We start from the raw sequence: 26808 nt of genomic DNA on the forward strand, positions 1-26808 counted from the left end.
GTAGTTCTCCTACATCAATTTAAGTTAAGAAAAGTAAGTTAAAACAAATTGCCTTAGTGGAACTGGTCTTCTTCTTCAACCTGGTGCGCCGTTGCCATGTAGACAATGGTCAGTACCATGAAGACGAAAGCCTGCAGCGTAATAACGAGGATGTGGAATACTGCCCACGCCCACTGCAATACACCTGCGAAAAGTCCCAAAATCAGTCCAGCGCCGAACATAGTGGCGATCAAAATAAAGATCATCTCACCGGCGTACATGTTGCCGAACAGTCGCAGACCGAGTGAGATTGGCTTGGAGATCCACGAGATCGCTTCAAGCGCAAAGTTGATCGGCACCAGCAAAATATTTACGTACCACTTGGGGTGGTGGAAAGGGTGCAGGGTCAGTTCTTTGACAAAACCCATAAAGCCTTTTTTGGCGATGGTGAAGTAGATCATCAGGCCAAAGATGGTGAAGCCCATACCCAAGGTAACATTGGGATCGGTAGTCGGCACCACTTTAAAGAAGAAGTGCGGGTCGCCAGTGGCCCAGGCCATAAAGGCGGGAATCCAGTCGACCGGCACCAGGTCCATGGTGTTCATCAACAGGATCCACATGAAAATGGTCAGTGCCATCGGCGCGATCATGGCATTTTTGTAGTGGAAGCCGTCTTTAACCGTTTGGTCGATAAAACCGATGATCATTTCGATGGCGTTTTGCGCACCGCGCGGAATGCCGCTGTGGGCACGCTTGGCGATGCGGGCAAAAATCAGCAAAAACAGGAAACCCAGACCGATCGACCACAGCATGGAGTCGACGTGAATGGCCATAAAGCCCATGTCGGCAGCTTCCTGACCACTGTGCGCCAGCGTCCAGGTGTCTTCCGCCAGCACTTCGTGGACGTGACCGTCACTGTCGAGGCGCTCGTAGCCAGCGGGAAGCTTGCCATAGGTGAGATTGGTTAGATGGTGCTGGATATATCCAACAGTCGACTGCGATTCAGCTGCCATGTGTCACTCTCATTGCAAAACTTAGAAATCGGTTTTTACCTTGCGCCGGTATTTTTCAACACGGCCACCAGCAAGGCGTTCAGCAGCATAGCCAGTAGATATGCCGCAAATAAGACAAATTCATTAAGCGGTTTGACCAGGGCAAACGCGCTGGCAAACAGCCCGAGCGTCGCCAAAAACTTCCCCGCTTCCCCCCGGTAAAACGCCCCGGTAACTTGTCGCGCATAGGCGGCGCCAGCGTAACGAAATACCTGGCGCGCAAAATACGCATTGGGTAAAACGGCGGTCAAGCCACCGATCAACAGGGAATAGCCCGCCACCCTGTCGATTGAAAATACTATGCCGGTCGCGACCAGCAGTACGATGCACTGCGCGCTGTAGATCTTCAGCAGTGGCGGTTTGACTGTGTCGAGTGCCGATTTCGGCCGCCTCTGTGTCGCTGTCATCGCCTTAACACCTGCCGCCGCAACGCATCTTTCGCTTGTCTAAAAAGCGGGGCGAATTATAGGGTTTCGCTGGCTAAGGATCAACCGATTTACCGCGAATGCCGACAAAGTCGGCAATAAGCACGTTTCACAATTCGCTTTAATTATCAGGAATTTAGCGATCTAGCCCGAGGCGCATCTGCAGCCAGCCACCAGATACAGTAGCGTAACCAGAGATGGGCCACCAGATAAGCTATTTGATGTGGGCGAGGATGCCGTCCAATTCGTCCAGGCTGCTGTATTTGATGGTCAGCTTGCCGCTCCCCTTGGCGCCGTGTTGAATCTGCACCGGTGAGCCGACTTTTTCCGACAGGGCGTTCTGCAGTTGTTGGATATCGGGGTCCAGACGCGGCGCAGCGTTACCGGGGCTTTGCGCCTCATCGACCAGGCGGCGCACCAGCGCTTCGGTCTGGCGCACCGACAGACCGCGGCTAACCACGGTGGCGGCAGCGCTGCTCTGCTGCTCGGCCGGCAGGCCCAACAGCGCGCGGCCGTGGCCCATTTCAATATCGCCGTTTTCCAACAGGGTTTGCACTTCTTCACGCAGGCCGGTGAGGCGCAGCAGGTTGGTGATGGTGGTGCGCGACTTGCCCACCAGAGAGGCGATTTCGGCGTGAGTGAGTTCAAATTCGCGCTGCAGCCGCACCAATGCCTGGGCCTCTTCCATCGGGTTGAGGTCTTCGCGCTGCAGGTTTTCGATCAGCGCCATGGCCGCCGCGGCTTCGTCGGCGACGTCGCGAATCAGCGCCGGCACGGCGTCCAGGCCGGCCAACTGGCTGGCGCGCCAACGGCGTTCACCGGCGATAATTTCGTAGCGCTCGTCGGCCACCAGCCTCACCACAATGGGCTGCATAATGCCCTGTGAGCGAATCGATTCGGCCAGCTCTTCCAAACCCTCGGCGGGCATTTCCCGCCGCGGCTGGTATTTGCCGCGCTGCAAAAATTCAATGGGCAGGTTGCGCAGTTCACCGTCTACCGCGCCACTGCTGTGCTCGACAGCCGGCGTGTCCACTTCCGCGATCGCCACCGGTTGGGCCGACGCGCCCAGCAGTGCATCCAGTCCGCGTCCCAAGCCTCGTTTTTTAGCCATTGATCTGCTCAACCTGTTCGTTGCCCTGACTATTTTCCACCAGCGTGTCGCGCTGCTGACTGCGGCGCAAAAGTTCACCGGCCAGCGCCAAATAGGCCAGTGCGCCCTTGGATTGTTTGTCGTAGTAGAGCACTGGCAAGCCGTGGCTGGGCGCCTCGGCCAGGCGCACATTGCGCGGGATCACCGTGCTGTAAAGTTTGTCGCCAAAGTGGTGACGCAGTTCGTCGGTTACCTGGGTGGTGAGGCTGTTGCGGCCGTCGTACATGGTGCGCAATATGCCTTCGACCTGCAGCTGGGGGTTGATCAGCTGGGTGACGCGGTTGACGGTGTTGAGCAGAGCGCTGAGCCCTTCCAGCGCGTAGTACTCACACTGCATGGGGATGATTACGCCATCGGCCGCCGCCAGGGCATTGACGGTGAGCATATTCAGCGACGGCGGGCAGTCGATCAGCACGTAGTCGTAGCGCTCGGCAACCGCTGTCAGCGCTTCGCGCAGGCGAAATTCGCGGCCGATTTCATTGATCAGCTCCACTTCCGCAGCGGTCAGGTCCTGATTGGCGGGCAGCACGTCAAAGCCGCTTTCCGGCGCGGTGACGGCGGCGTCGGCGATGGCGCGGTCGGCCACCAGCACATCGTAGACGCTGTACTCGACCTCGTTTTTGTCTACCCCGCAGCCCATGGTGGCATTGCCCTGGGGGTCGAGATCGATCAGTAAAACCCGGCGCTTGGTCGCCGCCAGAGAGGCGGCCAGGTTGACGCTGGTAGTGGTTTTACCCACCCCGCCTTTCTGGTTGGTGATCGCGAATATGGTGGCCACGGCCGGTTCCCTATTGGTCGCACGCAGTAAGTTCACCGCTGTGATTCGGGGCGATCACCAACAAGTGGCGCGCCTCGTCCACACCGGGAACGGAAAGGTTGTGACAGGCCTCGACGATAAAGTGTTTTGGCAGCTGACTCAACTCTTGCTCGGGGTATTGACCCTTCATGGCAAACAGCCTCCCCGCAGGAGTTAGTAAGTGCTCACAACCACTTACCATGTCGGCCAGCGAGGCAAAGGCCCTTGAAGTGATGGCATCGAAGCCCTGTTCATCGCGCAGCGACTCCACCCGGCAACAGTGGACTTTGACATTGCTCAAACCCAGCTGCAGCTTGGCTTCGATCAAGAACCGGGTTTTCTTGCCGTTGCTGTCGAGCAGTTCAAACTGGCGCTCGGGGTAGAGAATCGCCAGTGGAATACCGGGCAGTCCGGGGCCGGTGCCAACATCGAGAATCCGCTGGCCCGTCAGCAGCGGCGCCACACTCAAGCTGTCGAGCAGGTGGCGGGCAACCATCTGGCCGGGGTCGCGGACTGCGGTGAGGTTGTAAGCCCGGTTCCACTTGATCAGCAGCGCCAGGTAATTCATCCGCGCATCGAGGTGGGCATCGCTGAGGCTCAGCCCCAGTTGCGCGGCGCCGCGCTGCAAAAATCGGCGTTCGTCATTCACCTCAGGCAGATTTCCTTTCCAGTAAACCGCGTTTTTTCAGGGTGATCAGCAACAGCGACACCGCGGCCGGGGTCACGCCGGGAATGCGCGACGCCTGCGCCAGGGTCTGCGGCCGGGCGTCGCCGAGCTTCTGCTTGATTTCAGTGCTCAGCCCGTCGATCGCCGCGTAGTCGAAATCGATGGGCAGCGGGGTTTCTTCGTGGCGGCGCAGACGCTCAATTTCGTCTTTTTGGCGCTCGATATAACCGGCGTATTTGACGCCGATTTCCAGCTGTTCAGCCACTTCGTCGCTAACTTGTTCGCCGTCGTCGAGCAGCGCCGCGAGGTCGGCAAAGTCGAGTTCGGGACGCTTTAGCAAGTCCAGCAGATTGTATTCATGGGCCAGCGGCTTGGCGATTTTAGCGGCCAATTGCTCGGCCTGGGCACTGCCGGGCTGTACCCAGCTGCTGGCCATGCGCTGGCGCTGGCGCTCGATGGCTTCGCGTTTTTCACAGAAGACGGCCCAGCGCACATCGTCGACCAAACCGAGCTCGCGGCCCTTTTCGGTGAGTCGCTGGTCGGCATTGTCCTCGCGCAGCAGCAGGCGGTATTCCGCCCGCGAGGTGAACATGCGGTAGGGCTCTTTGGTGCCCATGGTTATCAGGTCGTCAACCAGCACGCCGATGTAGGCCTCGTCGCGGCGCGGACACCAGGCGTCTTTGTCCTGGGCCAGCAGTGCGGCATTGGCGCCGGCCAACAAGCCCTGGGCGGCCGCTTCCTCGTAGCCGGTAGTGCCGTTGATCTGACCGGCAAAAAACAGACCGTTGATAAACTTGGTTTCCAGCGAGTTTTTCAGGTCGCGGGGTTCGAAGTAATCGTATTCGATGGCATAGCCGGGCCGCGTCATATGGGCATTTTCAAAGCCCTTGATGGAGCGCACTAACTCCAGCTGCACATCGAAGGGCAGGCTGGTGGAAATGCCATTGGGGTAGAGCTCGTGGGTGTTTAGCCCCTCGGGCTCGATAAACACCTGATGGGAATTTTTGTCGGCAAAGCGGTGAACTTTGTCTTCGATGGACGGGCAGTAGCGCGGGCCGATGCCCTCGATAACGCCGGTGTACATCGGCGAGCGGTCCAGCCCGCTGCGAATGATCTGGTGGCTGCGTTCGTTGGTGTGGGTAATCCAGCAGCACACCTGCTCGGGGTGTATGGCGCGATTGCCCAGATAGGACATCACTGGCCGGGGCTCGTCGCCCCACTGCTGCTCCAGACCGTCGAAGTTAACGGTTTTGGCATCAATGCGCGGCGGTGTACCGGTTTTTAGCCGATCGACGCGAAATGGCAGTTCGCGCAGACGGTGAGCCAGGGCGATGGAGGGTTGGTCCCCCGCCCGGCCGCCGCTGTGGTTATCGAGGCCGATATGAATTTTGCCGCCGAGGAAGGTACCGGCGGTAAGCACCACGCTGCGACTGTAAAACTTCAGGCCGATGTTGGTGACCACGCCGCGTACCTGCTCGCCCTCGACAATCAGGTCGTCAACCGCCTGCTGAAAAATGGCCAGATTAGCCTGGTTTTCCAGAATTTCCCGGATTGCCGCCTTGTACAGCGCGCGGTCGGCTTGGGCACGAGTGGCCCTAACAGCAGGGCCTTTGCGAGCGTTGAGAACGCGAAATTGAATGCCGCCACGATCAGTGGCTTGCGCCATGGCGCCGCCCAGGGCGTCGACTTCCTTGACCAAATGGCTTTTGCCGATGCCGCCAATCGCGGGATTGCAGGACATCTGCCCCAGCGTTTCGATGTTGTGCGTTAGCAATAGGGTCGATGCGCCCATGCGCGCAGCAGCCAGGGCCGCTTCGGTTCCCGCGTGGCCGCCTCCAATAACAATGACATCGTAACGCTGCGGATAGTCCACATTGCACCTAAGTGAGAAATTTTGCTGGGGGCGAAATTATACGGGGTTCTGTCTGAGCTGCAATGAATTGGTGAATTTTTAATCAAGCTTGTTAAAACATAAAAGAATAAATGTTTATGAATATATATATGTTGATAGTTCTATGTTTTTTATTCTTGATACTGATGTTAAGGGCCGGCTATTTTGTTGATAATTAATTTAACTCTTTGTTTTTAATAATTTTTTAGAATGTATAACTAGGGGTTTTATCCACAGAAATCCTGTTCCTTCACTGTGTGTGCACTGGGGATGAAATGTGGATAAGTTGCTCGGTTTTCGCGGCCTGTGGGTAAGGCCTGCTTTATGGACGGTTTTTTCACAGGCTCTGAGGGGACTCTACAGTCGTTATACCGGTGGGATTTGGCGGGATTTAGGGCTTGTCGATGGCACTCGGCAGCAGCTCGGCAATGCTTTGCTGGAGTTTTTGCAGCGATATTGGTTTTGATAAGAAGGCATTCATCCCGGCGTTGACGCATTGCCGTTGGGTTTGGGGGTCGGTATTGGCGGTCAATGCGATCACTGGAGTGTCCGAGTGGAGGCGCCGGCGCAGTTGCAGGGTGGCTTCATAACCGTCCATTAGCGGCATTTGTAAATCCATTAACACCACGTTGAAGGGGTGTTTTTCCAGCAGTCTGACGGCGTCTACGCCATTGTCGGCGGTCATCACTTTTGCCCCCCAGCCCTGCAGACTGCGTGCCACCAGTAGCTGATTTACCGGGTTGTCTTCGACCACCAGCGCTGAGACCCCCAAAAAACAGTGCTCGTCGCGGTATTCAATTTGCGAAGTCGTTGTTTCTGCCGACGGCTTGCGGCAGCGACTGTGCCAGCGCAAGGTAAAGCAGGAGCCCCGCCCCAGTTCGCTGTCTAGGCTCAGTTCCGCCGACATCACTTCGCTGAGGCGTTTAACGATGGCCAGTCCGAGGCCGGAGCCGCCGTAGCGGCGCACCGTGGAACTGTCAGCTTGGTGGAAGCTGTCGAAGATATGGGGTTTTTGCTCATCGCTGATGCCGATACCGGTGTCGCTGACCTGCAGTTCGAGTTGCAATTTGTCACCTTGGCGCTGGCGTTGACTGAGGCGAATGCGGACTTCGCCGTCGTGGGTGAATTTAACCGCGTTGGCACAGAGGTTGAGAATCAGTTGCCGCAGGCGCGTTTCATCGCCGAGGATTTCAATATCTTCCAGTTGAGGGTCAACGTCGGTGAGCAGCTGAATACCCTTGCTCTGCGCCTCGAAGCGCAGCGGTTGGAGAAATTCGGCGAGCAGCGACCTGGCGGGGAAAAAGCGTTCTTCAAGCTGCATATCGCCTTTTTCGATGCGCGAAAAATCGAGAATATCGTTGACGATATGCAGCAGGTGTTCGCTGGAACTTTTGGCGATATTGACGTAGTTCAGCTGTTCGTCGCTGAGCGGGCTTTTGGCGAGTAATTGCAGCATGCCGAGGGCGCCGTTCATCGGTGTGCGCAGTTCGTGGGTCATGGTGGCCAAAAATTGGCTCTTGGCGACACTGGCCGCTTCGGCGCGGCTCTTGGCTTGCTTTAGCTCTTCAACGTGCTGGTTGAGGACGCGCTGCTGGACGTCAATACTGTCGGCCATGTAGTTGATATGGCGCTGTAGCTCGCCGAGCTCACCCTGTTCGAGGTGGCTGATGCGACTGCTGTGGTCACCTTGGGCGATACGCTGAGTGACCGTTTGTATTTCGCTGAGCGGTTGCGACAGCCGGCGACTGATCAACCAAGCGACGCCGATGCCGATGATGACGGCGAGGCTGGCGATGCTGCTGGAGACGCGCACGATGCGCTGTTGCAGTTGGTGCAGGCGCTGGCTAGAGATGTCCAGTTCCAGGCGGCCGAGCACATTATTGCTGGCGCTGCTAAAGCGTTCGCCAGTGATGCTGTCTTGCAGCGGAATACTGCGCTGGGTGATGGTGGTGCTGATGGTGTGGCCGGCGGGTTTGGCGCCGTCTTTGGCAATGCTAACCGGGTGCTCCAGGTGGTCGCTGTAGATCCTTATTGCCGTGATATCGCCGTGCAGCGCCGACTGCAAGATGTCGTCGAGCTGCTGACGGCTGCCGCTAATCAGCGGCAGTTCAACCAGCGCCGCGACGTTTTCGGCGATGCGGTGGCCAATGTCCAGTTGATTGAGCTTGGCGTCGTTGAGGCGCGCGGCCAGGGAGTAGGAAAACAGGGCGATAAACAGCACCAGCATTGGCCCAAGACTGGCCAGCAGTATCTGTTGGAATAGGCTGCGACGCCGCTGCCAGATCATATTAGGGCTCCACCATCTGTTGCTGCAATGCGCTGTCGTTGAGGCGCAGTCCCAGCGATTCGGCGACATGGTGGTTGACGACAACCCGATACCGGCTGGGGTGTTGCGGCGCCGGCAGTGCCCCGCTGCTCAGGTAGCGGTGTATCATTTCGCGAATATCGGCGGCGTAGTGTTCAGGGGTGGAGATCACCGAGGCCAGCGCGCCGGCGTTGACAAAGCTCTGTGTCGGGCCGATCAGCAGTTTATTGTGGCGATAGGCGGCGAGCAATATCCCTCTGGCGCTGCGGGCGTTGTACAGTGCGCTTTCGGGGGTGGCCAACAGGACGTCGTTGCGCTGAATAAGCCGGTTTATGCGGCGCTGGGCGTCGCTGCCGGCAAGTTGTTCATCGACGATTTTCAGTTGTGGGTAACGCCGCTGCAGGGCAGCGATTTGTCGGCCATAGTGGGGGTGTTGCCAGCCAATGGCGATGCTTGCCGGGCGCTTCTCTACCAGGGCGTTGATCAGCTGCAGTTGCCGGCTCAGGGGTTGGTCGGCATAGACCGCGCTGCTGTTTGTCGGCGCGGCGTCGGCATAGGCGGCACTGTGGGTGTACAGCGCAAAGCCGGCGCGATAGTGGTGGTCGACCAATAGCGGCAGCAATTGGTCGGAGACTACCAGCAGTATATCGCCGGCTTTGTCGGGCGGCGGGCTGCCTATGTAGCTGTTCACAGCAAAACCTGCTCCTTGGCCAATTTGCTCGGCTAGGGCCCGCAGCTCGGCGTTGTCAGCCGGCAATATAATATCCACCGTGACCGCGCGGGGCGCGTCACTCCAGGATAGTGTTGTAGCTAGCAATGCCATTGCTAGCAGTATTCCCTTAGTTAGTCTTTTCAAGAAGCCGATCCTTGACTCTTGTCGGGGTGTTCCCTAGTAGCGCATGCTGATACTCAGTAGATGCCGGGTGCTGTCTTTGTAAAAATTGTCGGATAGCAGCTCGCTGTTGTTGTCGTGTCGATACTGTAGAACATACGCAAGTTCGAGTCGGTTGTGCAAGGCTGTGGGGCGGTGACTAATACGTAGATCCGAGCGTGAAAAATGGTTTTTCTTGTTGCCGGTGCGGGTATTTTGACTGTAGTAGCGGCTGAGCGACAGCTGGGTATGGGGCCGCCATTTGTAGCTGACCATTGCACTGGCAGCGTTGCTGGGCGTAAAGCTTTGCTCATTTTGGCTGCTGCTATCGGAGTTGATATAGCTGTAGCTGGCATGTAGCAACCAGGCTTGATTGGGGCGGTAGTCCAACTCGGTTTCGACGCCTTGTTGTTCTACGTGGTTGTTGTTCTCGGGAGAGAATTTGTCCAGCGCGGTGGAATCGGAAACAAGCTGTTTGAGCTTGTCGCGAAATATTTTTACGTCCCACTGCAGGCCGATGCTTTTATAGTGGCCGTAGTAGCCGATTTCACGGGACAGGATTCTTTCGGATTTGAGTTCGGGGTTGCCCGATGCGGTGATGATAAATTGTCCCTCGCTCATGCCGTCTTGGTGAGGCTGGATATCACGGACCCGGTAGCTCCAGTCGGCCGAGGTTTCTAACAGGTCTGGGGTGCGCACGGCCTCGGAGAACACCGCGCGGAAACTGTGGTTGTTGTTGATGTGGTAATGCATGGCCAGGCGCGGGGAAAAGTGGCTGTGTTTTTCGTTGTCATCGCGCTCCCAGGAGGCGCCGAAGTTAGTGCTGATATGTTTGCTGGCGGCGTATTCGATATTGCCGAACAGTTGCACGCTGTCGCTGCGCCGGTTGCCATTGTAGTAAGTTTCAGAGCTGACTTGGCTGTGTTTGAAGTGGACGCCGGAAACGGTTTTTACTTTGGCGTTCCAAATCTTCGTGTCCTGAAACTCGACATCCTGACGGGTCTGGCGAATGTTTTCATTGGCCGTGGCGGTAACCAGTGGCGAGGGGTGGTTGGGCTGGCCGAGAAATGCCGGTGGCAGCATGGCCGTCCACTGTTTGATTTGCTTCTGGCCTGAGTAGTCGTAGCGCAAATGCTGGCTGTGGTTTTTGTGTAGATCCCAGCCCAGTTTTACCGAGACAAAATGGTTTTTGTGCTGGGTGTCGGGGGAGCTGACATCGAAGTCACCGAAGTCGTCGGTGGTCCAGCCCTGCTTATAGCCTAAGTTGACACTCAGATTGGCACTGGCTATCGGTTTTTCGTAGCGCAGGTTTATCATTTCACTGTTATCGCTGTCGCGGCGGTCCTTGCCATCGCGGTCTTCGTCGAAGCCGTCGTCGCGGCGGGTTTGCAGACTGACTCGGTAGTCTCCGCCCTCGGCGCTGCCCGCGTGGCTAAACAGATAGTCTTCCGTGCGATTGCTGCCGCGCCGGGCCTTTACTATCAGTCGTTCGCTGTCTTCGGGGTGGCGGCTGATAATGTTGATAACGCCAAGGAAGGCATTGGCGCCGTAGCTGGCGGTGGATGGCCCGCGCACCACTTCAATGCGTTCGATGTCTTCGATGGCCAGTGGAATGTCGTTCCAGTTGACGGTTGCCAAGCCGGCTTGATAAATGCTGCGGCCGTCGATCAGCACCTGCATGCGGCGGGAGTCGCGGTAGTTGGTGCCGTGGTAACTGACGACGTGGTTCCAGCCGTCGCGGGCGCCAACCGAGGTGCCGGGAATCAGTCTAAACAGTTCGGGGATACGTCGCAGGCCGGAGGCGATAATCATTTCCCGGTCGATGACGCTGACACTGGCCGGTACTTCGCTGCGGCTTTGTTTTAGTCGCGCGGGGGTGAGTACCATGGGGAGCGCCTCGTTGTCCCACAGTTCGGTGTGGCCGGTAATCGGGGTGGACAGCGAGGTGGCAATCAGGGCAGACGCGAACAGAGCGCGGCGAGTGGAATCAGTCATAACAAGTTCCTTTCGTGTGCATTCCACAAAGATAGGGCGTAACAGCCTAGTATTATAGTGTAGCTCGAATAAAACTGCGGAAAAGTCCTTGTGCAAGGGACTTATATCAATATTTACTTGCCGATACAGAAGCTGGAAAAAATGCGTCCGAGCAGATCATCGGAAGTAAAGGCGCCGGTGATTTCGGCCAGCTGTTGTTGCGCGAGGCGCAGTTCCTCGGCCAGTAATTCACCGGCGTTATAGGTTTGCAGTTGGTATTCGCCCTGTTGCAGGTGTCGGCGGGCACGGTCGAGGGCATCGATATGGCGGCGGCGGGCGATAAATGGACTGTCGCCGTCTTCGAAGCCCACGCAGCGCTTCAGGTGTTCGCGCAACAGCTCAATGCCATCGCCGCGCTTGGCGCTGAGGTAGAGCCGCGGGGACTTGCCGCCCTCTTCCCGAATCTGTTCGCCGCTGAGATCACACTTGTTAAAAATAACGCTGAGTTTGCCGTCGCGGGCGTGTTTCGCAAAGGCGTCGGGCACCTCTGTGCCGGGTTGTTGCTGACTGTCGACAATCAGCAGGATGCGATCGGCCTTGTCGATCTCCTGCCAGGCGCGGCGTATCCCCTCTTGTTCCACCGGGTCGTCGCTATCGCGCAGGCCGGCGGTGTCGATGATATGCAGTGGCATGCCATCAATCAGAATATTTTCCCTGAGCACGTCGCGGGTGGTGCCGGCGATATCGGTGACGATGGCGGATTCGCGGCCCGCCAGGGCATTGAGCAAACTGGACTTACCGGCGTTGGGTTTGCCGGCGATCACGACGGTCATACCGTCGCGCAGCAGGCTGCCTTGCTGCGCTGCACTGCTGACCTGCTGAAGTTGCTGCTTGATTGCCTGGAGATCGTCGGCGACGCGGCTGTCGCTGATGAAGTCGATTTCTTCCTCGGGGAAGTCGATAGCCGCTTCCACGTAGATGCGCAGCACAGTGACGGCCTCTACCAGGGCATTGATTTCGCGACTGAAGGCGCCATCCAGTGATCGCATAGCCTGGCGGGCGGCCTGTTCTGAGGCGCTGTCGATCAGGTCGGCAATGGCCTCGGCCTGGGCGAGGTCGATTTTGTCATTGAGGAAGGCGCGCTCGGAAAATTCGCCGGGCCGGGCCATACGGGCACCGGCGCGCAGGCAGGCCTTGAGCAGGCGGTCCATAATGACCGGGCCGCCGTGGCCTTGCAGTTCCAATACGTCTTCGCCAGTAAAGGAGTTGGGGCCGGGGAAAAACAGCGCCAAGCCCTGGTCGATGACGTCCGGTTGCTCGCCGATCATTTCGCGGAAGTGGGTGAAATGGGCGCGCCGCGGTTGCGGCTGGGTGTCCATGAGGGCCGCGGCAATGGCTAGGCTTTGACTGCCGGAGATACGCACGATGCCGACGCCGCCCTTCCCGGGCGGCGTGGCGATGGCGGCGATGGTGTCCTGCTGGCTCATCGCTTAGCGGGACGGCAGGCCGGCTTTTTCAATGCGTTTGGTAATAATGTACTGCTGAACAATCGACAGGGTGTTGTTGACCACCCAGTACAGAACCAGGCCCGCAGGGAAGAACAGGAAGAAAAAGGTAAAGACCACGGGCATCCACTGCATGATCTTGGCCTGCATTGGATCCGGTGGTGGCGGGTTGAGCTTCTGCTGGATAAACATCGACAGGCCCATAATCAACGGCAGGACGAAATACGGGTCCATTGACGACAGGTCGTTGATCCACAGCATAAAGGGCGCGTGCCGCAACTCGACACTTTCCATCAGTACCCAGTACAGGGCGATAAAGACCGGCATTTGCACCAGCATGGGCAGACAGCCGCCGACGGGATTGATTTTCTCTTTTTTATAGAGCTCCATCATCGCCTGGGACTGCTTCTGGCGGTCGTCGGCGTAGCGCTCGCGCAGTTCCATCAGTTTTGGCTGCACGCGGCGCATATTGGCCATCGAGGTGAAGGCCTTGGCATTGAGTTGGAAGAAGGCAATTTTCACCAACAGCGTTACCGCGATGATGGACCAGCCCCAGTTGCCGATAAAGCCGTGCAGTTTGGTAAGTAGCCAGAACAGCGGCTGGGCGATCCACCACAGCCAGCCGTAGTCGACGGTGAGTTCCAGGCCGGGGGAGATTTCCTCCAAACGGTATTGGTCTTTGGGGCCGATATAAATAGCGGCGCTCACGCTGCCGCTATCGCCGGCGGCAATGGTGTGTGTCGGGGAGGTAAAGCGGGCGATATTCATGTCCTGACCGGTAACCACGGTGCTGTAGTGGTTGTTCTGGCTTTGGTCGGGCACCCAGGCGCTGAGGAAATAGTGTTGAATAATGGCGATCCAGCCGCCGTCCATCTGCTGCTTGAGAGGTTTGTCGCGCAGTTTGGCAAAGGCCAATTTGTTGTAGGGGTCTTCGCTGCTGGCGTAGGCTACGCCCATAAAGGGTTTCATTGCGAACAGGCCGTCATCGGTGACGCCCGGGTCGTGGCTGTTACCGCGCTTAAGCTGACCAAAGAGGCTGGCGCTGAAGGGCGCTGCGGAGCGGTTGTCGATCAGGTATTGCAGCTTAACCAGGTAGTCGCCGCGGTTTAGGCTGTAGCGTTTAATAATTTGAATGTCATCACTGTAGGCGTAGTGCAGATCCACGGCTACGCTGTCCTGTCCGTCGCGCAGTTCAACGGAGTCGGCGGCGGCGCGGAACAGCGGGCGACCTGCAGCGGTATCAGTGGCATTGGCTCCGATTAGGCCGCTCTGTGCGGTAAAGCGGCGGCGCTGATTATTTTCCAGCAGCACGAAGGCCTTTTTAGACTCCAGGCTTTCGTGGTGTTTAAGCATGGCGGCATAGATGATGTCGCCACCCTGCAGGTCGATTTTTAAATCGAGAACGTCGTTGCGGATTTGAACATAGCGTCCGTTAGTTGAGCCCTGCTCGGGAAGTTCCTGCACCGCGCCGCTGTTACTGGGCATAGCGGTTGGTAACTCCTCGCTGTCGGCGCTGAGCTGTGGCAGCGTGTCGCCGCCGACCGCGGCCTGTTCGGCAATGGCGGCCAGTGGCAGGCTGTTGTCGACATCGAAATTTTTCCATTCCACCAGCAGCATAAAGGACAGTGCGGCGATGGCGGCGATTAGGAGGTAACGCTGAATATCAATCATTGCTTGATAGCCTTGATAGAGTTGTTGTCGTGTTGGCAGTGCCGACAGGGAGGAACGGGGTCATATCCGCCAGGATTCAGGGGGTGGCAGCGACCGATACGGCGCAGGCTTAACAGGCTGCCGCGCAGGGCGCCGTGTTGGCGGATCGCGTCAATAGCGTAGTGTGAACAGCTGGGGTAGAAACGGCAGTGCGGTGCCATCAGGGGGCTGATGCACAGGCGGTAAAACTTTATGCAGGCGATGAGTAGGCGCTGCAAGGCATTAACCCTCTCGCTGACGAAGCTGCTTTTCGGCGCGTTTTTCTAGTTGCCGCCACAATTGTTTGCAGGTGTGGTGTAGACGGGGATTGTCGAGTTTATCGACCCCCTTGCGAGCCAGCACAATAACATCGATGCCCGGCAGCTGCGACTGCTGCATTCTGAAGCTGTCGCGAACAATGCGTTTTAAGCGGTTGCGCTGTACAGCTAGGCGGACATTTTTCTTGGCAACAACGAGACCGAGCCGAGGGTGATCCAGGCCATTGGCGTTGGCTAGAAATAACAGCTCAGCACTGGAGACCTTTAGACGAGACTGGTCGAAAACCGCTTGGTAGTCACCGGCATTGAGTAGACGCAGCGATTTATCAAAGCGGAAGTCCACTGCAATACCGGTCTATACCTTCTTATCGCTTATATTAAGCAGACAGAACTGCGCGGCCTTTGGCGCGGCGGCGATTCAGAACTTGACGGCCGCTTTTAGTTGCCATGCGAGCACGGAAACCGTGGGTGCGGGCGCGTTTCAGATTGCTGGGTTGGAAAGTTCTTTTCATGGTCTTGTCCGTTCGCAGTGTCGGAATACCGACGAGGTCACATGGTTATCCGCCCAAGCCGCTCAATGTCAGGCACAGGCGCAAAAATCGGATCGCGAATTTTAGTGGACAGGCGGCGCAATAGCAATGCCCGGGCGGGTTTATTTGTTTTTGCCGCGCTGTTCGCCTGCGCTATCGCCGCTTAGGGGCGGTGCTAAGGCGGTCTTTGGCTTTGATCACATGCTGTTGACAGCTTATACACAAGCTGCTCGTGTAGTTATCCACATGCAAGGTTCTTTATTCGTGTTTACTTAGTGTTTTATGTTATATGCCATTGAAAAAGCGGTATTTTTTCGGATTTATCGATTGTTGATAAGCACGGGATGTTGTGGATAACTGCTGGCTATAGGCGTAGAATAAGCGCTCGTTTTATATCTGCGCGGGCGGCTTTCAGCTGACGGGTGGCGCCGGGGCGACCTGGCGGGTTTATGGATGTTTCAGGAGCATTATTTTGTCTGATGCCACGTGGCAGCGGTGTGTCGTTCATCTTCAGGAAGAGCTACCCGCGCAGCAATTTAACACTTGGATACGACCGCTGCGGTTGGAGACCGGCAGTGGTTGGATTCGCTTGTTGGCGCCCAATCGCTTTGTACGCGATTGGGTGAGCGATCGTTTTTTCGCTCGTATTGAGGAGCTGGTTGCCGAGTTATCGCCGCCGGAGTCGACAATCGCGGTGGAGTTGACGATTGCCGAGCGCCAGCCGCGGGTGCCCGCGTCCGCCCCGCCGCCCCGCCCCGCCCCGGAAGTGGTGGGACACCAACACCAGCACGAGCAGCATAAACTGCCCATTGAGAGGCCGGCGGCGGTAGAGCCGGAGTACCGGGAGACCGCCGCGCCGGCGATAGTCAGCTCGGCGGGTCAAGCCTTGCGGGGGAATTCCCGACAGGTTGAGGTGGAAGGGGGCATTCGTCACCAGAGCTCGCTGATGGAGTCCTATACCTTTGAAACCTTTGTTGAGGGTAAGTCCAACCAGTTGGCGCGGGCGGCGGCCAGCCAAGTGGCTGAGAATCCCGGTAGGGCTTACAACCCGCTGTTTTTGTACGGTGGTGTCGGTCTGGGTAAAACCCATTTGATGCATGCGGTGGGCAATTCATTGGTGCAGCAAAACCCCAATGCCCGGGTGGTTTATTTGCACTCCGAGCGTTTTGTGGCGGACATGGTGAAGGCCCTTCAGCTCAACGCGATTAATGAATTTAAGCGCTATTATCGCTCAGTCGATGCCCTGTTGATTGACGACATACAGTTCTTTTCTGGTAAGGAGCGCTCGCAAGAGGAGTTTTTTCATACCTTTAACGCGCTTTTGGAGGGCGGCCAGCAGATGATTTTGACCTGTGACCGCTATCCCAAGGAAATTAAAGGCTTGGAGGAGCGGCTCAAGTCTCGTTTTGGTTGGGGCTTGACGGTGGCCGTGGAGCCACCCGAGTTGGAAACCCGGGTGGCGATTTTGTTGAAAAAGGCGGAGCAGGAAAAAATCACCCTGCCCTCCGATGCGGCCTTCTTTATTGCGCAGCGCGTGCGCTCTAATGTGCGTGAGCTGGAGGGGGTATTGAAGCGGGTGATCGCCAGCTCGCGCTTTATGGCTAAGCCTATCGATATTCCCCTGATCAAGGAGTCATTGAAGGATTTGTTGGCGCTGCAGGACAAACAGGTCAGCTTGGATAATATTCAGCGCACGGTGGCAGAGTACTACAAAATTAAGATTGCCGATCTGATGTCCAAGCGTCGCAGTCGCTCGGTGGCGCGACCCAGGCAGTTGGCGATGGCGCTGTCCAAGGAGTTGACGAACCACAGCCTGCCGGAAATTGGCGAGGGTTTTGGCGGTCGAGACCACACGACGGTGCTGCACGCCTGTCGGAAAATCAAAGAATTGCGCGACAGTGATGCGGATATTCGCGAAGACTATAAGAATTTGATAAGACTTCTGACAACCTAATGTTTTTAGGGCAATTTTTATAATAAAGTGTAGTGAGCTTGCGGTCTGGTAAACGCGGCCTTGCTACCAGTAAAAAATATAACGGGAAAACAGAAAATGAAATTTTCGATTTCTAGGGATGCCTTGATCAAGCCCCTCAATCTTGTTGCCGGCGTGGTCGAGCGCCGCCAGACGCTGCCGATTTTGGCGAATGTGCAGCTGCTCCTGGACGGTGGGCAGTTGTCGCTGACGGGCACCGACCTAGAGGTGGAATTAATTGGCCGGGTAGAATTGGGTGACACTGCAGCGACGGCGGTCGGCGGTGAGATCACCGTGCCCGCCAAGAAGTTGGTCGATATTTGCAAGGCCCTACCCGAGGGCTCGGTGATCGATGTCAGCCAGGATGAGCAGAAACTGATTATTAAGTCCGGCCGCAGTCGTTTCCAGCTGTCTACCCTACCCGCTAAGGATTTTCCCAGTGTTGAGCAGGGTCACGGCGGTCAGCGCTTTAAGCTTAAGCAGGGGGATCTCAAGCGCCTGATTGATCGCACCAGTTTCGCGATGGCCCAGCAAGATGTGCGCTATTACCTCAACGGCATGCTGTTTGAAGTCAGCGATGGCCTGTTGCGGGTGGTGGCGACCGATGGTCATCGCCTGGCGATGGCCAGCTTTAGCGGCGATATATCGGTGTCGAGTAATGCCCAGGTGATCTTGCCTCGCAAAGGCGTGATTGAGCTGGCGCGATTGCTGATTGACGAAAATGAAGAAGTTGAGTTGTTCGTGGGTAGTAACCATATTCGCGTGGTGACCAGGGACTTTACCTTCACTTCCAAGCTGATTGACGGCAAGTTTCCCGACTACGAGCGGGTGTTGCCCCGGGGCAGTACTAAAACGGTGCTGGGCAGTCGCAGTGATCTCAAGCAGGCTTTTGCGCGCACGGCCATCCTCTCCAATGAGAAATACCGCGGCATTCGCTTGCTGCTGAGCAGCGGCAGTTTACAAATCGTGGCCAACAACCCCGAGCAGGAAGAGGCGGAGGAGATCGTGGCGGTGGATTACGAGGGTGAAAACCTCGAGATTGGCTTCAATGTCAGCTACTTGCTGGATGTGCTGTCGGCCATTCAGGGCGAGGTGGTTAAATTCTCGCTGTCGGACGCCAACAGTTCGGCCTTGGTGGAAGAGTCAGAGAGCAGCGACAGCCAGTACGTCGTGATGCCGATGAGGCTCTAGCGTTGGCGGCGATCGCTTACCGGCAATTTTCAGCGGCTGTCTTCGGGCGGCCGTTTTTGTATTCCCCCTGCCCCCTCCTCCCGCTTGCGCGGCGCGTCTCCCGGCTTTTTGATGCACCTTAAAGAGTTACATATCCACGCCTTTCGGAATCTGCAGCAGTGTTCGCTGCGGGATCTGGGACAGTTTAATTTTATTCACGGTCGCAATGGCAGCGGCAAGACCTCGGTGTTGGAAGCGATACATATGCTGTCGTTAACCCGCTCATTCCGGTCGCGCCAAGTGGCGAGCGTGGTGAACTTTGATGCGCCGGCGCTGATGGTCAGGGCGCAGTTGGCGGAAGCGGCGGGTCAGGATACGCGAAGTTTGGGTATTCAACGCGGTCGCGATAAGTCGCTGTTGCTCAAGTACGACGGTGAGCGCCTGCGGTCCTTTAATGATTTGGCAGGCTTGTTGCCGGTGCAGTTGATCAATCCAGACAGCTTTTTGCTGTTTGAGGGTGGGCCTGCGGAACGCCGTCAGTTTCTGGATTGGTCGGTGTTCCACGTGAAACATTTGGGTTTTTACGGGGAGTGGACGCGTTATCGAAAAGCGCTTAAGCAGCGAAATACCCTGCTTAGACGTGGTAAACTAGCGGATGCACTACTCTCCCCCTGGGAGGGTGAGATCGCGCAAACCGGGGCAAAAATTACCGCCATGCGACGGGCGCAGTTTGAGCGTATCGCAGACGGTTTTGCCGACATCGTCAAGCAAATACAACGGGATATCGGCGCGGATGCCGCGGCGCTTAGTCAGCAGCATTTTACGATGCGCTTCCACAGTGGCTGGGACGATGCCGAAGGTGAGCTGGGCGCGGATGCCCTGCGTGCGGCGCTGGTGGGTTCTCGGGAGCAAGATGGCCGGCAGGGTTTTACCCGGCTGGGTCCGCACCGCGCAGACATTCGCTTTTTGTGCGGCGGGGTAAATGCCAGTGACGTATTGTCTCGCGGGCAGATAAAAACCCTGGTGTGTGCATTAAAGTTGGCCCAGTGCCGGTTGATGCGCGAACAGGGCTTGGATGTGGTGCTGTTGGTAGATGACCTGCCAGCAGAGCTCGATAGGGAAAGACGGCGGGCACTGTTCTCGTTGATATCGACGATGGGGATTCAATTGTTTGCCACGTCGATTGCCGAAGATGATCTAGATGACAGCTGGTGCGGCGCTTCGGGGTGCGTGACAAGGTTTCACGTGGAACATCTTGCTGTCGGGGGCTAGTGCAGCGCGAAAGCATTAGCTCGCCGAAATGAAATTTTAAGAACTTGCTACTGGGCAAGGCTCTTGTGTATAGAGGTTCAGGAAATGACTGACGACAACAACAAAAACTACGATTCCTCAAGTATCAAGGTGCTAAAAGGCTTGGATGCCGTGCGCAAGCGGCCCGGTATGTATATTGGTGATACCGATGATGGTTCGGGCTTGCACCATATGGTGTTTGAGATTGTCGACAACTCCATCGATGAGGCCCTGGCCGGTTACTGCAATAAAATCCAAATTACTATTCACCCCGATGAGTCTGTCACGGTCTGCGATGACGGCCGGGGTATCCCCACAGAAATTCACGATGAAGGGGTGTCTGCCGCCGAGGTCATTATGACGGTGCTGCACGCCGGCGGTAAGTTTGACGACAACACTTATAAGGTGTCTGGTGGCTTGCACGGTGTGGGGGTCTCGGTGGTTAATGCCCTCTCCGAAGAGCTGCGCCTGACGGTGCGCCGCGGTGGCAAAGTTCATGAGCAGATATATCGTCACGGCGTGCCTGAGGCACCGCTGGCGGTGATAGGCGAAACCGACCGCAGTGGTACCGAGGTTCGCTTTAAGCCCAGCAGCGAGACCTTCAGCAACATCGAATTCCATTTTGATTATCTGGCCAAGCGTATTCGCGAGCTGGCCTTCCTCAACTCGGGTATCAATATCGAGCTGATTGATGAGCGCAGTGGCGAGAAGGAAATCTTTTGTTATGAAGGGGGGCTCAGTGCCTTTGTCGGCTATCTGAACAACAATAAAACGCCGGTCAATGATGTTTTCCACTTTAATACCGAAGCCGATGGCATTGGCGTCGAGGTCGCGTTGCAGTGGAATGATGGCTTCCAGGAAAACCTGTTTTGCTACACCAATAACATTCCCCAGCGCGACGGCGGCACCCACTTGGCCGGTTTTCGCGCTGGCCTGACTCGCAACCTCAACAACTATATTGAGCGTGAGGGGCTGGCGAAAAAAGCCAAAGTGTCGACCACCGGTGACGATGCTCGGGAAGGGCTGACCGCGGTGATTTCGGTGAAGGTGCCCGACCCCAAGTTCAGCTCACAAACTAAGGATAAACTGGTTTCCAGTGAGGTAAAAACCGTTGTAGAGCAGGCGATGACCGCGAAGTTTGGTGATTTCCTGATGGAAAAACCGAATGAAGCCAAGCAGATTGTGCAAAAAATGCTCGATGCTGCCCGCGCCCGTGAGGCGGCCCGCAAGGCGCGGGAAATGACCCGTCGCAAAGGCGCCCTGGACATTGCCGGTCTGCCGGGTAAGTTGGCGGACTGCCAAGAGAAAGATCCCGCCCTCTCCGAACTCTACCTGGTGGAGGGTGACTCGGCCGGCGGCTCAGCCAAACAGGGGCGCGATCGCCGCACCCAGGCCATATTGCCGCTCAAGGGTAAGATCCTCAATGTTGAAAAGGCGCGCTTTGACAAAATGCTGTCCTCCGCCGAGGTTGGCACCATTGTGACTGCGCTGGGCTGCGGTATTGGCAAGGAAGAGTTTAATCTCGACAAGCTGCGCTATCAGCACATTATCATCATGACGGATGCCGATGTTGATGGCTCCCATATTCGCACCCTGCTGCTCACCTTCTTCTTTAGGCAGATGCCGGAATTGATTGAAAATGGCTATATTTATATCGCCCAGCCGCCTCTGTATAAAATTGGCCGCGGCAAGCAGCACCAGTATTTGAAAGACGAAGCGGCCTTGGCCAATTATTTAATTCAAAACGCGCTAGACGGTGCGGCCTTGTATGTGAATCCCGATGCGGCGCCGATCAGCGATACTGGCCTGGAAAGCTTGGTGAAGAGCTACCGCAAGGTTGAAGACGTCACCCAGCGCCTGTCGCGGATTTACCCGGCGCGCCTGCTGCGTGAGGTGGTTCACTTACCGCGGGTTAAGGCCGAGCAGCTTGCCGAGCGCGATGTCATGGAAGCCTGGAGTACCGCGCTGGCGGAGATCACGGTGGAGTTGGAAGTTCGCGACCCTCAGCATCGCTACGATGTGCGCGTGGTGGAAGACCAGGAATTGCATATTTTCGTTCCGGAGGTGGAGATTACTTCGCACGGAGTAAGCACTAACTATCGATTTGGTCGCGATTTCTTTAAGTCAGCGGACTATCAAAGCATTGCCGAGCTGGGTGAGAGCCTAGAGGGCTTGCTGGAGGAAGGGGCCTATATCAAACGCGGTGAGCGCAGTCAGGAAGTCGAGAGTTTTGACGAGGTCATGCAGTGGTTGATGACCCAGGCTGAGCGCGGCTTCAACGTTCAGCGCTATAAGGGGCTGGGTGAGATGAACCCCGATCAGCTGTGGGAAACGACGATGGACCCCGATGCCCGCCGCATGTTGCGGGTAACCATTGAGGACGCCATTGCCGCTGATCAGATCTTTACCTGTCTGATGGGGGATCAGGTGGAGCCGCGTCGCGAATTTATTGAAAGCAACGCCCTGAAAGTGGCGAACCTGGACGTCTGATGGCGGCCCGATAAAAAAGCCCGGCAATAGCCGGGCTTTTTTTTGCCTGCGCTGTTCGGCGCTAGGGCATTTCTGCGCAGCGCGCCTCTATCCACTCCCCCGCCTGCTCCGCCAGTTGCTTGGCATCGCCGCCGTCGGTGTTGATCAGCTCGCCGATATGCACGGTAATCGTCCCCGGTTGAATGATCAGCCCCTTGCTGGGCCACAAGCGCCCGGCATTGTGGGCGATTGGCAAAATGGGCACACCGGCCTTTATCGCGATGCCGGCGCCGCCGCGGGCGTATTTACCGCGCTGGCCGTGGCGCACGCGAGTGCCCTCGGGGAAAATCAGCAAATTACAGCCCTCGGATAAGCGCCGAAGGCCCTGTTCCAGGGTTTGGCGCATGGCCGCCCGCGGATTGCTGCGATCGATGCCAATGGCATTCATTGCGCGCAAGCCCCAGCCAAAAAACGGCACCGATAACAATTCGCGTTTCACCACGGTGGTCACCGGGAACAATGCCCACTGCAAGTAAAAGGTTTCCCACTGGGTTTGGTGCTTGGCCAAGGCCACATAGGGGCCAAGCTTGGCGTCCGGCACCTGGCCGATGACCTCAGTGCGGACGCCGCAGATGATCCTCAGACTCAACAAGATAAGGCGATTGCCCAGGACAAAATAGCGGCCGCGGATAGGGAAAGGTAAAAAGCCGGTAAATAAAATACCGCTGACGCTGGTAAAGGCGATGATCAGTGCCAGCACACTGAAAAACAGCGCCGAGCGCAAAATCAACAGTAGTCGATACAGCGGATTCATAACAGGTATCCCTTCGTGTGCCCTACTTCTTCGCGGGTACTAGCAGCGAAATATCGGCCACTTCCAAAAACAGCGACTGCAGTTGTTTGAGCAGACTCAGGCGATTGTTCTTCAGCGCATCGTCATCGACGTTTACCATGACGTCATCAAAAAAGCGGTCCACCGGCGTGCGCAGCACGGCCAATGACTTTAGCCCCTGGCTGTAATCGCCGGCCGCATACATTGCCATAACACGCGCTGACTCCCCTTGCAGGGCCTGGTGAAGCGCCTGCTCGGCAGCTTCTTTCAGCAGTGCCTCGTCAACGCGATCGCTGACTTCGCCGTCGGCTTTGGCCAGGATGTTCGATACCCGCTTGTTGGCCGCCGCCAATGTGCTGGCTTCGGGCAGTTGACTGAAGGCCTGTACGGCCTTGACGCGCTGGTCGAAGTCCCGGGGTTGGCTGATGTTCTTGGCATTTACCGCCAGGAATATTTCGCTGGCAATGCCCTGATCGTCGTACCAGGCGCGCAGGCGCTCGAACATATAATTGAGGATACTGTCGAGCAGCTCGTCGCTGTAGTCTACCGCGGTGTGTTGGCTCAAAGCGCTGGCCAAGCTTGGCCGCAGATCCAGATCCAGGCCTTTTTCTATGATGATCCGCATCACGGCCAGCGACGCGCGGCGCAGGGCAAAGGGATCTTTTGAGCCGGACGGCAGCTGGCCAATGCCAAAAATGCCGCTGATGGTATCCAGCCTATCCGCCAGGGCGACGGCGGTGCCGGCCTTGCCCGATGGCAGAGTATCGCCGGCAAAGCGCGGCAGATACTGCTCTTGCATGGCCAGCGCGACATCCTCGCTCTCGCCGTCGTTGAGGGCGTAGTAATAACCGGCGATTCCCTGCATATCATCAAATTCCAGTACCATCTCTGATACCAGGTCGCTTTTGCAGAGCTCAGCGGCACGCCGCGCCTGTGCGCTGTCGTAGCCGAGTTGTTCGGCGATGGCTGTGGCCAATGTGGCTACGCGGCTGGTTTTGTCGAATACCGTGCCGAGTTTTTCCTGAAAGACGATCTTCTTCAGGCGCTCGCGTCGCGCTGCCAGCGTGGTTTTGCAATCGGTCTCAAAAAAGAAGGCGGCGTCGCTGAGGCGCGGGCGAATCACCCGCTCGTTGCCGTCGATGACCTTCTGCGGATCGCGGCTTTCTATGTTGGAAACCGTAATAAAGTGCGGCATAAGCATGCCGTTACTATCGACAACATGGAAGTACTTCTGGTGTTCCTTCATCGACGAAATTAAGGCTTCGGCGGGCACTTTCAAAAATCTTTGTTCGAAGTTGCCAGCCAGTGCTACCGGCCATTCGACCAGAGCGGTGACCTCGTCGAGCAGATCGTCATCGATCACTGCCGCGCCGCCCAGGCGTTGACCCTCGGCTTCGACTTGGCTGCGAACGATATCGCGACGTCGGCTGAAGTCGGCAATTACCCTGCCCTCGCTTTCGAGCTGTTCGGCGTATTGTGCCGGCTTAGCGAGGCTTATTTCGCCGCTGCTGTGGAAGCGGTGACCGCGGCTGCTGCGACCAATGGTGTGACCCATAATCTCGCCGGCGATGACTTGGTCGCCAAATAGCAGGCTCACCCAGTGTACCGGGCGGACAAATTGCTCGCGTTTGGCGCCCCAGCGCATACGCTTGGGAATGGGCAGTGCCGCCAGCGCCTGCTCGACCATGTTGGCCAGCAGCTGATCGGCGCGACTGCCGGCAACGGTGCTGCGGTAGCAGAGTTTGTCTTGCTTGCCGTCGTTGGCGACGTAATTGCTCAGCTCGTCCAGTGCCAGCCCATTGCCCTTGGCAAAGGCCTCGGCGGCCTTAGTGGCCTGGCCGTCTTTAAAGGCGACCTTTAGCGGCGGGCCCCACTTTTCAATGTCTTTATCCGGTGCCTGCTCGTCCAGCGCACTAATGACCATCGCCAAACGCCGGGGCGTGGCATAGCTGCGCACCGCGTCGAAGCTTAGTTGTTCGCCGCGCAGTTGCTCAACGACGCTGTTGGTAAAGGCTTCAGACAGTGCTTTTAGCGCCTTGGGAGGCAGTTCTTCGGTACCGATTTCTATCAGCAGATCACGCTTGCTCATCAGGCTGTTCCTTTCTCTGCGCGAAACTGTTCGCGCCATAGGGCTTTGCGTTCCTCGCTGGCCAGCGGGTAGTCGAGCTGGTTGCGGGCTTCGTCGTAGGCTTTGGCGACGGCTCGGGCCAGGCCGCGCACGCGCAGAATAAAACGCTGGCGTTCGGTGACGGAAATCGCGTGGCGGGCATCGAGCAGGTTAAAGGCGTGGGAGGCCTTCATCACCATCTCGTAGGCGGGTAGCGGCAGGCCCTTTTCTACCAGGCGCTGACTTTCCGCTTCGTAGTGGTCAAAGTTGCTAAACAGTTGAGCAACATCGGCTTCCTCAAAGTTGAAGGTCGACATTTCGACCTCGTTTTGATGAAAGACGTCGCCGTAGGTCACCACACCCTCTGGGCCTTTTGTCCACACCAAGTCGTAGATGCTGTCGACGCCCTGCAAGTACATGGCGATGCGTTCCAGGCCGTAGGTGATTTCGCCGGTGACCGGGAAGCACTCGATGCCGCCGACCTGCTGGAAATAGGTAAACTGTGTGACCTCCATGCCGTTTAGCCACACCTCCCAGCCCAGTCCCCAGGCGCCAAGCGTGGGCGATTCCCAGTTGTCTTCGACAAAGCGAATGTCGTGAACGCTGGGGTCGATACCGAGCATTTTCAGCGACTCAAGATAGAGCTCTTGAATGTTGTCGGGCGACGGCTTCATGACCACCTGAAACTGGTAGTAGTGCTGTAGGCGGTTGGGGTTTTCGCCGTAGCGGCCGTCGGTGGGGCGGCGGCAAGGCTGCACATAGGCGGCGTTCCAGCTCTCTGGTCCCACAGCGCGCAAAAAGGTTGCCGGGTGAAAGGTGCCGGCGCCCACTTCCATATCGAGGGGCTGCATCAGCACGCAGCCCTGCTTGGCCCAAAACTGTTGCAGGCTCAGGATGAGTCCCTGAAAGCTGCTTACATCTGCCTGGTTCACGGTGATCCCCACTTACGCACTGTGCTGGTGTAAAGAAAGACAGGGATTATACAGAGTTGCGCGCGCGGCGGCGACGCGAGATCGCACTGGGCGTGGCGATGGCTGGCTTGCTATGATCTGGCCATCTTAATGAGGAGGTCGAATATGGGGAAGTTGATCGGCGGGCTGCTGGGTTTTATTACCGGCGGTGTAGTACTGGCTGTTGTCGGCCTAGTGGTCGGTTATTTCTTTGACCGGGGCCTTAAGCAGGCCATGGGCTTTAATTACGCGGCGCGCCGGGAGCAGGTGCAGCAAGTATTTTTTGACAGTACTTTTCGCATTATGGGCCACTTGGCCAAGGTTGATGGTCGGATATGTGAGCGTGAAATTGACCAGGCCGAGGTGATATTTGGTCAGCTGGGTTTGAGTCGCGAGCGGCGCCGCAGCGCGATCGAGCGTTTTAAAGAAGGCAGCGCCGACAGCTTTGTATTGGAAGAAGAGGTGTCGAGCTTCCTCCAGCACTGCGCTACACAGCCCTTGCTGAAGCAGATGCTGATAGAGGCGCTGTTGGCGATGGCGATGGCCGACGGTCAAGTCGATCCCATGGAAGAGGATGTGTTGCTGCGGGTTGCCGGTTTTTTGGGCATCAATGCCTCGGAGTTTCAGCGCCTGTTGCGCATGGGCCGGGCTCAGCAGCAGTTCCATGCCGAACAGCCCTCTCCGCAGACGGCAGTAGAGGATGCCTATGCCGCGCTCGGGGTGGCGGCCGAAGTGAGTAATGCTGAACTCAAGAAGGCCTACCGGCGATTGATGAGTGAACACCACCCCGACAAACTCATTGCTCGCGGGGTGCCTGAGGACATGGTGAAAATCGCTACCGAAAAATCACAGGAAATACGTGCCGCCTACGATTTGATTCGTCAACATCGCGGTCTTGGTTAAGGG

General features: G+C 57.1%; 22 protein-coding genes. 5 read left to right on the forward strand and 17 right to left on the reverse strand.

All coding sequences use genetic code 11. The features are described from left to right. Window positions 1-53: 53 nt before the first annotated feature. The 14 genes from atpB to rpmH form a co-directional block, all read right to left on the reverse strand. The gene (atpB, locus tag ABYM29_RS00610; protein WP_372860804.1) at window positions 54-992 is read right to left on the reverse strand and encodes a F0F1 ATP synthase subunit A; all 939 of its coding nucleotides are present in this window, start codon (window positions 990-992) and stop codon (window positions 54-56) included. 35 nt (window positions 993-1027) lie between these two features. After that, window positions 1028-1438, reverse strand: coding sequence for an ATP synthase subunit I (locus ABYM29_RS00615; protein WP_372860806.1), 411 nt, complete (start codon window positions 1436-1438; stop codon window positions 1028-1030). A gap of 232 nt (window positions 1439-1670) precedes the next feature. Then, window positions 1671-2567 (reverse strand): ParB/RepB/Spo0J family partition protein, encoded by an 897-nt coding sequence (locus tag ABYM29_RS00620; protein WP_372860810.1) that lies wholly within the window; start codon window positions 2565-2567, stop codon window positions 1671-1673. After that, window positions 2560-3384 carry a ParA family protein gene (locus ABYM29_RS00625; protein WP_372860813.1) on the reverse strand — a complete coding sequence of 275 codons (825 nt, stop codon included), beginning with the start codon at window positions 3382-3384 and terminating at the stop codon, window positions 2560-2562. The genes ABYM29_RS00620 and ABYM29_RS00625 overlap by 8 nt, the downstream gene beginning before the upstream one ends. 10 nt (window positions 3385-3394) lie before the next feature. Continuing rightward, complete coding sequence (gene rsmG, locus ABYM29_RS00630) at window positions 3395-4051, reverse strand: 16S rRNA (guanine(527)-N(7))-methyltransferase RsmG (RefSeq protein WP_372860815.1); 657 nt, start codon at window positions 4049-4051, stop codon at window positions 3395-3397. A 1-nt stretch (window position 4052) separates the two neighbouring features. Next, the gene (mnmG, locus tag ABYM29_RS00635; protein WP_372860818.1) at window positions 4053-5942 is read right to left on the reverse strand and encodes a tRNA uridine-5-carboxymethylaminomethyl(34) synthesis enzyme MnmG; all 1890 of its coding nucleotides are present in this window, start codon (window positions 5940-5942) and stop codon (window positions 4053-4055) included. Window positions 5943-6351: 409 nt separating this feature from the next. Further along, entirely contained in the window at window positions 6352-8247 is a 1896-nt protein-coding gene (locus ABYM29_RS00640; RefSeq protein WP_372860820.1) for an ATP-binding protein, read from the reverse strand. Between the two features lies 1 nt (window position 8248). Next, on the reverse strand, window positions 8249-8956 hold the full coding sequence (locus ABYM29_RS00645; protein ID WP_372860822.1) for a hypothetical protein: 708 nt from the start codon (window positions 8954-8956) through the stop codon (window positions 8249-8251). A 198-nt stretch (window positions 8957-9154) separates the two neighbouring features. Continuing rightward, window positions 9155-11131, reverse strand: a complete 1977-nt coding sequence (locus ABYM29_RS00650; protein WP_372860824.1) for a TonB-dependent receptor plug domain-containing protein — start codon at window positions 11129-11131, stop codon at window positions 9155-9157. Window positions 11132-11244: 113 nt separating this feature from the next. Then, on the reverse strand, window positions 11245-12597 hold the full coding sequence (mnmE, locus tag ABYM29_RS00655) for a tRNA uridine-5-carboxymethylaminomethyl(34) synthesis GTPase MnmE (RefSeq protein WP_372860826.1): 1353 nt from the start codon (window positions 12595-12597) through the stop codon (window positions 11245-11247). Between the two features lie 3 nt (window positions 12598-12600). Continuing rightward, window positions 12601-14286: a membrane protein insertase YidC gene (yidC, locus tag ABYM29_RS00660; RefSeq protein WP_372860828.1), complete on the reverse strand. Its 1686-nt coding sequence runs from the start codon at window positions 14284-14286 to the stop codon at window positions 12601-12603. Further along, entirely contained in the window at window positions 14283-14543 is a 261-nt protein-coding gene (gene yidD / locus ABYM29_RS00665) for a membrane protein insertion efficiency factor YidD (RefSeq protein ID WP_372860830.1), read from the reverse strand. Before yidD ends, yidC begins: the two co-directional genes overlap by 4 nt. Before the next feature lie 4 nt (window positions 14544-14547). Further along, on the reverse strand, window positions 14548-14925 hold the full coding sequence (gene rnpA / locus ABYM29_RS00670) for a ribonuclease P protein component (RefSeq protein WP_372860833.1): 378 nt from the start codon (window positions 14923-14925) through the stop codon (window positions 14548-14550). Window positions 14926-14959: 34 nt separating this feature from the next. Continuing rightward, the gene (gene rpmH / locus ABYM29_RS00675; RefSeq protein WP_372860836.1) at window positions 14960-15094 is read right to left on the reverse strand and encodes a 50S ribosomal protein L34; all 135 of its coding nucleotides are present in this window, start codon (window positions 15092-15094) and stop codon (window positions 14960-14962) included. A gap of 490 nt (window positions 15095-15584) precedes the next feature. Here rpmH and dnaA point away from each other — a divergent pair, with 490 nt between their 5' ends. From dnaA to gyrB, 4 genes are all read left to right on the forward strand, one after another. Beyond that, window positions 15585-17066, forward strand: a complete 1482-nt coding sequence (gene dnaA, locus ABYM29_RS00680; RefSeq protein ID WP_372860839.1) for a chromosomal replication initiator protein DnaA — start codon at window positions 15585-15587, stop codon at window positions 17064-17066. 96 nt (window positions 17067-17162) lie between these two features. Further along, window positions 17163-18275 carry a DNA polymerase III subunit beta gene (gene dnaN, locus ABYM29_RS00685; RefSeq protein ID WP_372860842.1) on the forward strand — a complete coding sequence of 371 codons (1113 nt, stop codon included), beginning with the start codon at window positions 17163-17165 and terminating at the stop codon, window positions 18273-18275. 111 nt (window positions 18276-18386) lie between these two features. Further along, window positions 18387-19526 (forward strand): DNA replication/repair protein RecF, encoded by a 1140-nt coding sequence (recF, locus tag ABYM29_RS00690; RefSeq protein ID WP_372860844.1) that lies wholly within the window; start codon window positions 18387-18389, stop codon window positions 19524-19526. Window positions 19527-19610: 84 nt separating this feature from the next. Then, on the forward strand, window positions 19611-22034 hold the full coding sequence (gene gyrB, locus ABYM29_RS00695; protein ID WP_372860846.1) for a DNA topoisomerase (ATP-hydrolyzing) subunit B: 2424 nt from the start codon (window positions 19611-19613) through the stop codon (window positions 22032-22034). 61 nt (window positions 22035-22095) lie between these two features. Here the strand turns inward: gyrB and ABYM29_RS00700 are convergent, their stop codons facing one another. The 3 genes from ABYM29_RS00700 to glyQ are packed head-to-tail and all read right to left on the reverse strand — an operon-like array spanning window position 22096 to window position 25884. Further along, window positions 22096-22827 carry a lysophospholipid acyltransferase family protein gene (locus ABYM29_RS00700; RefSeq protein ID WP_372860849.1) on the reverse strand — a complete coding sequence of 244 codons (732 nt, stop codon included), beginning with the start codon at window positions 22825-22827 and terminating at the stop codon, window positions 22096-22098. Window positions 22828-22849: 22 nt separating this feature from the next. Beyond that, window positions 22850-24934, reverse strand: a complete 2085-nt coding sequence (gene glyS / locus ABYM29_RS00705) for a glycine--tRNA ligase subunit beta (protein WP_372860852.1) — start codon at window positions 24932-24934, stop codon at window positions 22850-22852. Next, a complete protein-coding gene (glyQ, locus tag ABYM29_RS00710; protein ID WP_372860855.1) occupies window positions 24934-25884 on the reverse strand; it encodes a glycine--tRNA ligase subunit alpha in 951 nt (316 codons plus the stop codon). The genes glyS and glyQ overlap by 1 nt, the downstream gene beginning before the upstream one ends. Window positions 25885-26028: 144 nt before the next feature. Here glyQ and djlA point away from each other — a divergent pair, with 144 nt between their 5' ends. Then, the gene (gene djlA / locus ABYM29_RS00715; protein ID WP_372860857.1) at window positions 26029-26805 is read left to right on the forward strand and encodes a co-chaperone DjlA; all 777 of its coding nucleotides are present in this window, start codon (window positions 26029-26031) and stop codon (window positions 26803-26805) included. The last annotated feature ends 3 nt before the right edge of the window (window positions 26806-26808 follow it).

This window comes from Spongiibacter sp., from assembly GCF_041602295.1.
Taxonomy (GTDB): domain Bacteria; phylum Pseudomonadota; class Gammaproteobacteria; order Pseudomonadales; family Spongiibacteraceae; genus Spongiibacter.

Coding starts and splice junctions, on each gene's coding strand:
- atpB (WP_372860804.1), bottom strand. CDS start 992: ATGGCAGCTGAATCGCAGTCGACTGTTGGATATATCCAGCACCATCTA.
- ABYM29_RS00615 (WP_372860806.1), bottom strand. CDS start 1,438: ATGACAGCGACACAGAGGCGGCCGAAATCGGCACTCGACACAGTCAAA.
- ABYM29_RS00620 (WP_372860810.1), bottom strand. CDS start 2,567: ATGGCTAAAAAACGAGGCTTGGGACGCGGACTGGATGCACTGCTGGGC.
- ABYM29_RS00640 (WP_372860820.1), bottom strand. CDS start 8,247: ATGATCTGGCAGCGGCGTCGCAGCCTATTCCAACAGATACTGCTGGCC.
- ABYM29_RS00650 (WP_372860824.1), bottom strand. CDS start 11,131: ATGACTGATTCCACTCGCCGCGCTCTGTTCGCGTCTGCCCTGATTGCC.
- mnmE (WP_372860826.1), bottom strand. CDS start 12,597: ATGAGCCAGCAGGACACCATCGCCGCCATCGCCACGCCGCCCGGGAAG.
- yidC (WP_372860828.1), bottom strand. CDS start 14,286: ATGATTGATATTCAGCGTTACCTCCTAATCGCCGCCATCGCCGCACTG.
- rpmH (WP_372860836.1), bottom strand. CDS start 15,094: ATGAAAAGAACTTTCCAACCCAGCAATCTGAAACGCGCCCGCACCCAC.
- dnaN (WP_372860842.1), top strand. CDS start 17,163: ATGAAATTTTCGATTTCTAGGGATGCCTTGATCAAGCCCCTCAATCTT.
- recF (WP_372860844.1), top strand. CDS start 18,387: ATGCACCTTAAAGAGTTACATATCCACGCCTTTCGGAATCTGCAGCAG.
- gyrB (WP_372860846.1), top strand. CDS start 19,611: ATGACTGACGACAACAACAAAAACTACGATTCCTCAAGTATCAAGGTG.
- ABYM29_RS00700 (WP_372860849.1), bottom strand. CDS start 22,827: ATGAATCCGCTGTATCGACTACTGTTGATTTTGCGCTCGGCGCTGTTT.
- glyS (WP_372860852.1), bottom strand. CDS start 24,934: ATGAGCAAGCGTGATCTGCTGATAGAAATCGGTACCGAAGAACTGCCT.
- djlA (WP_372860857.1), top strand. CDS start 26,029: ATGGGGAAGTTGATCGGCGGGCTGCTGGGTTTTATTACCGGCGGTGTA.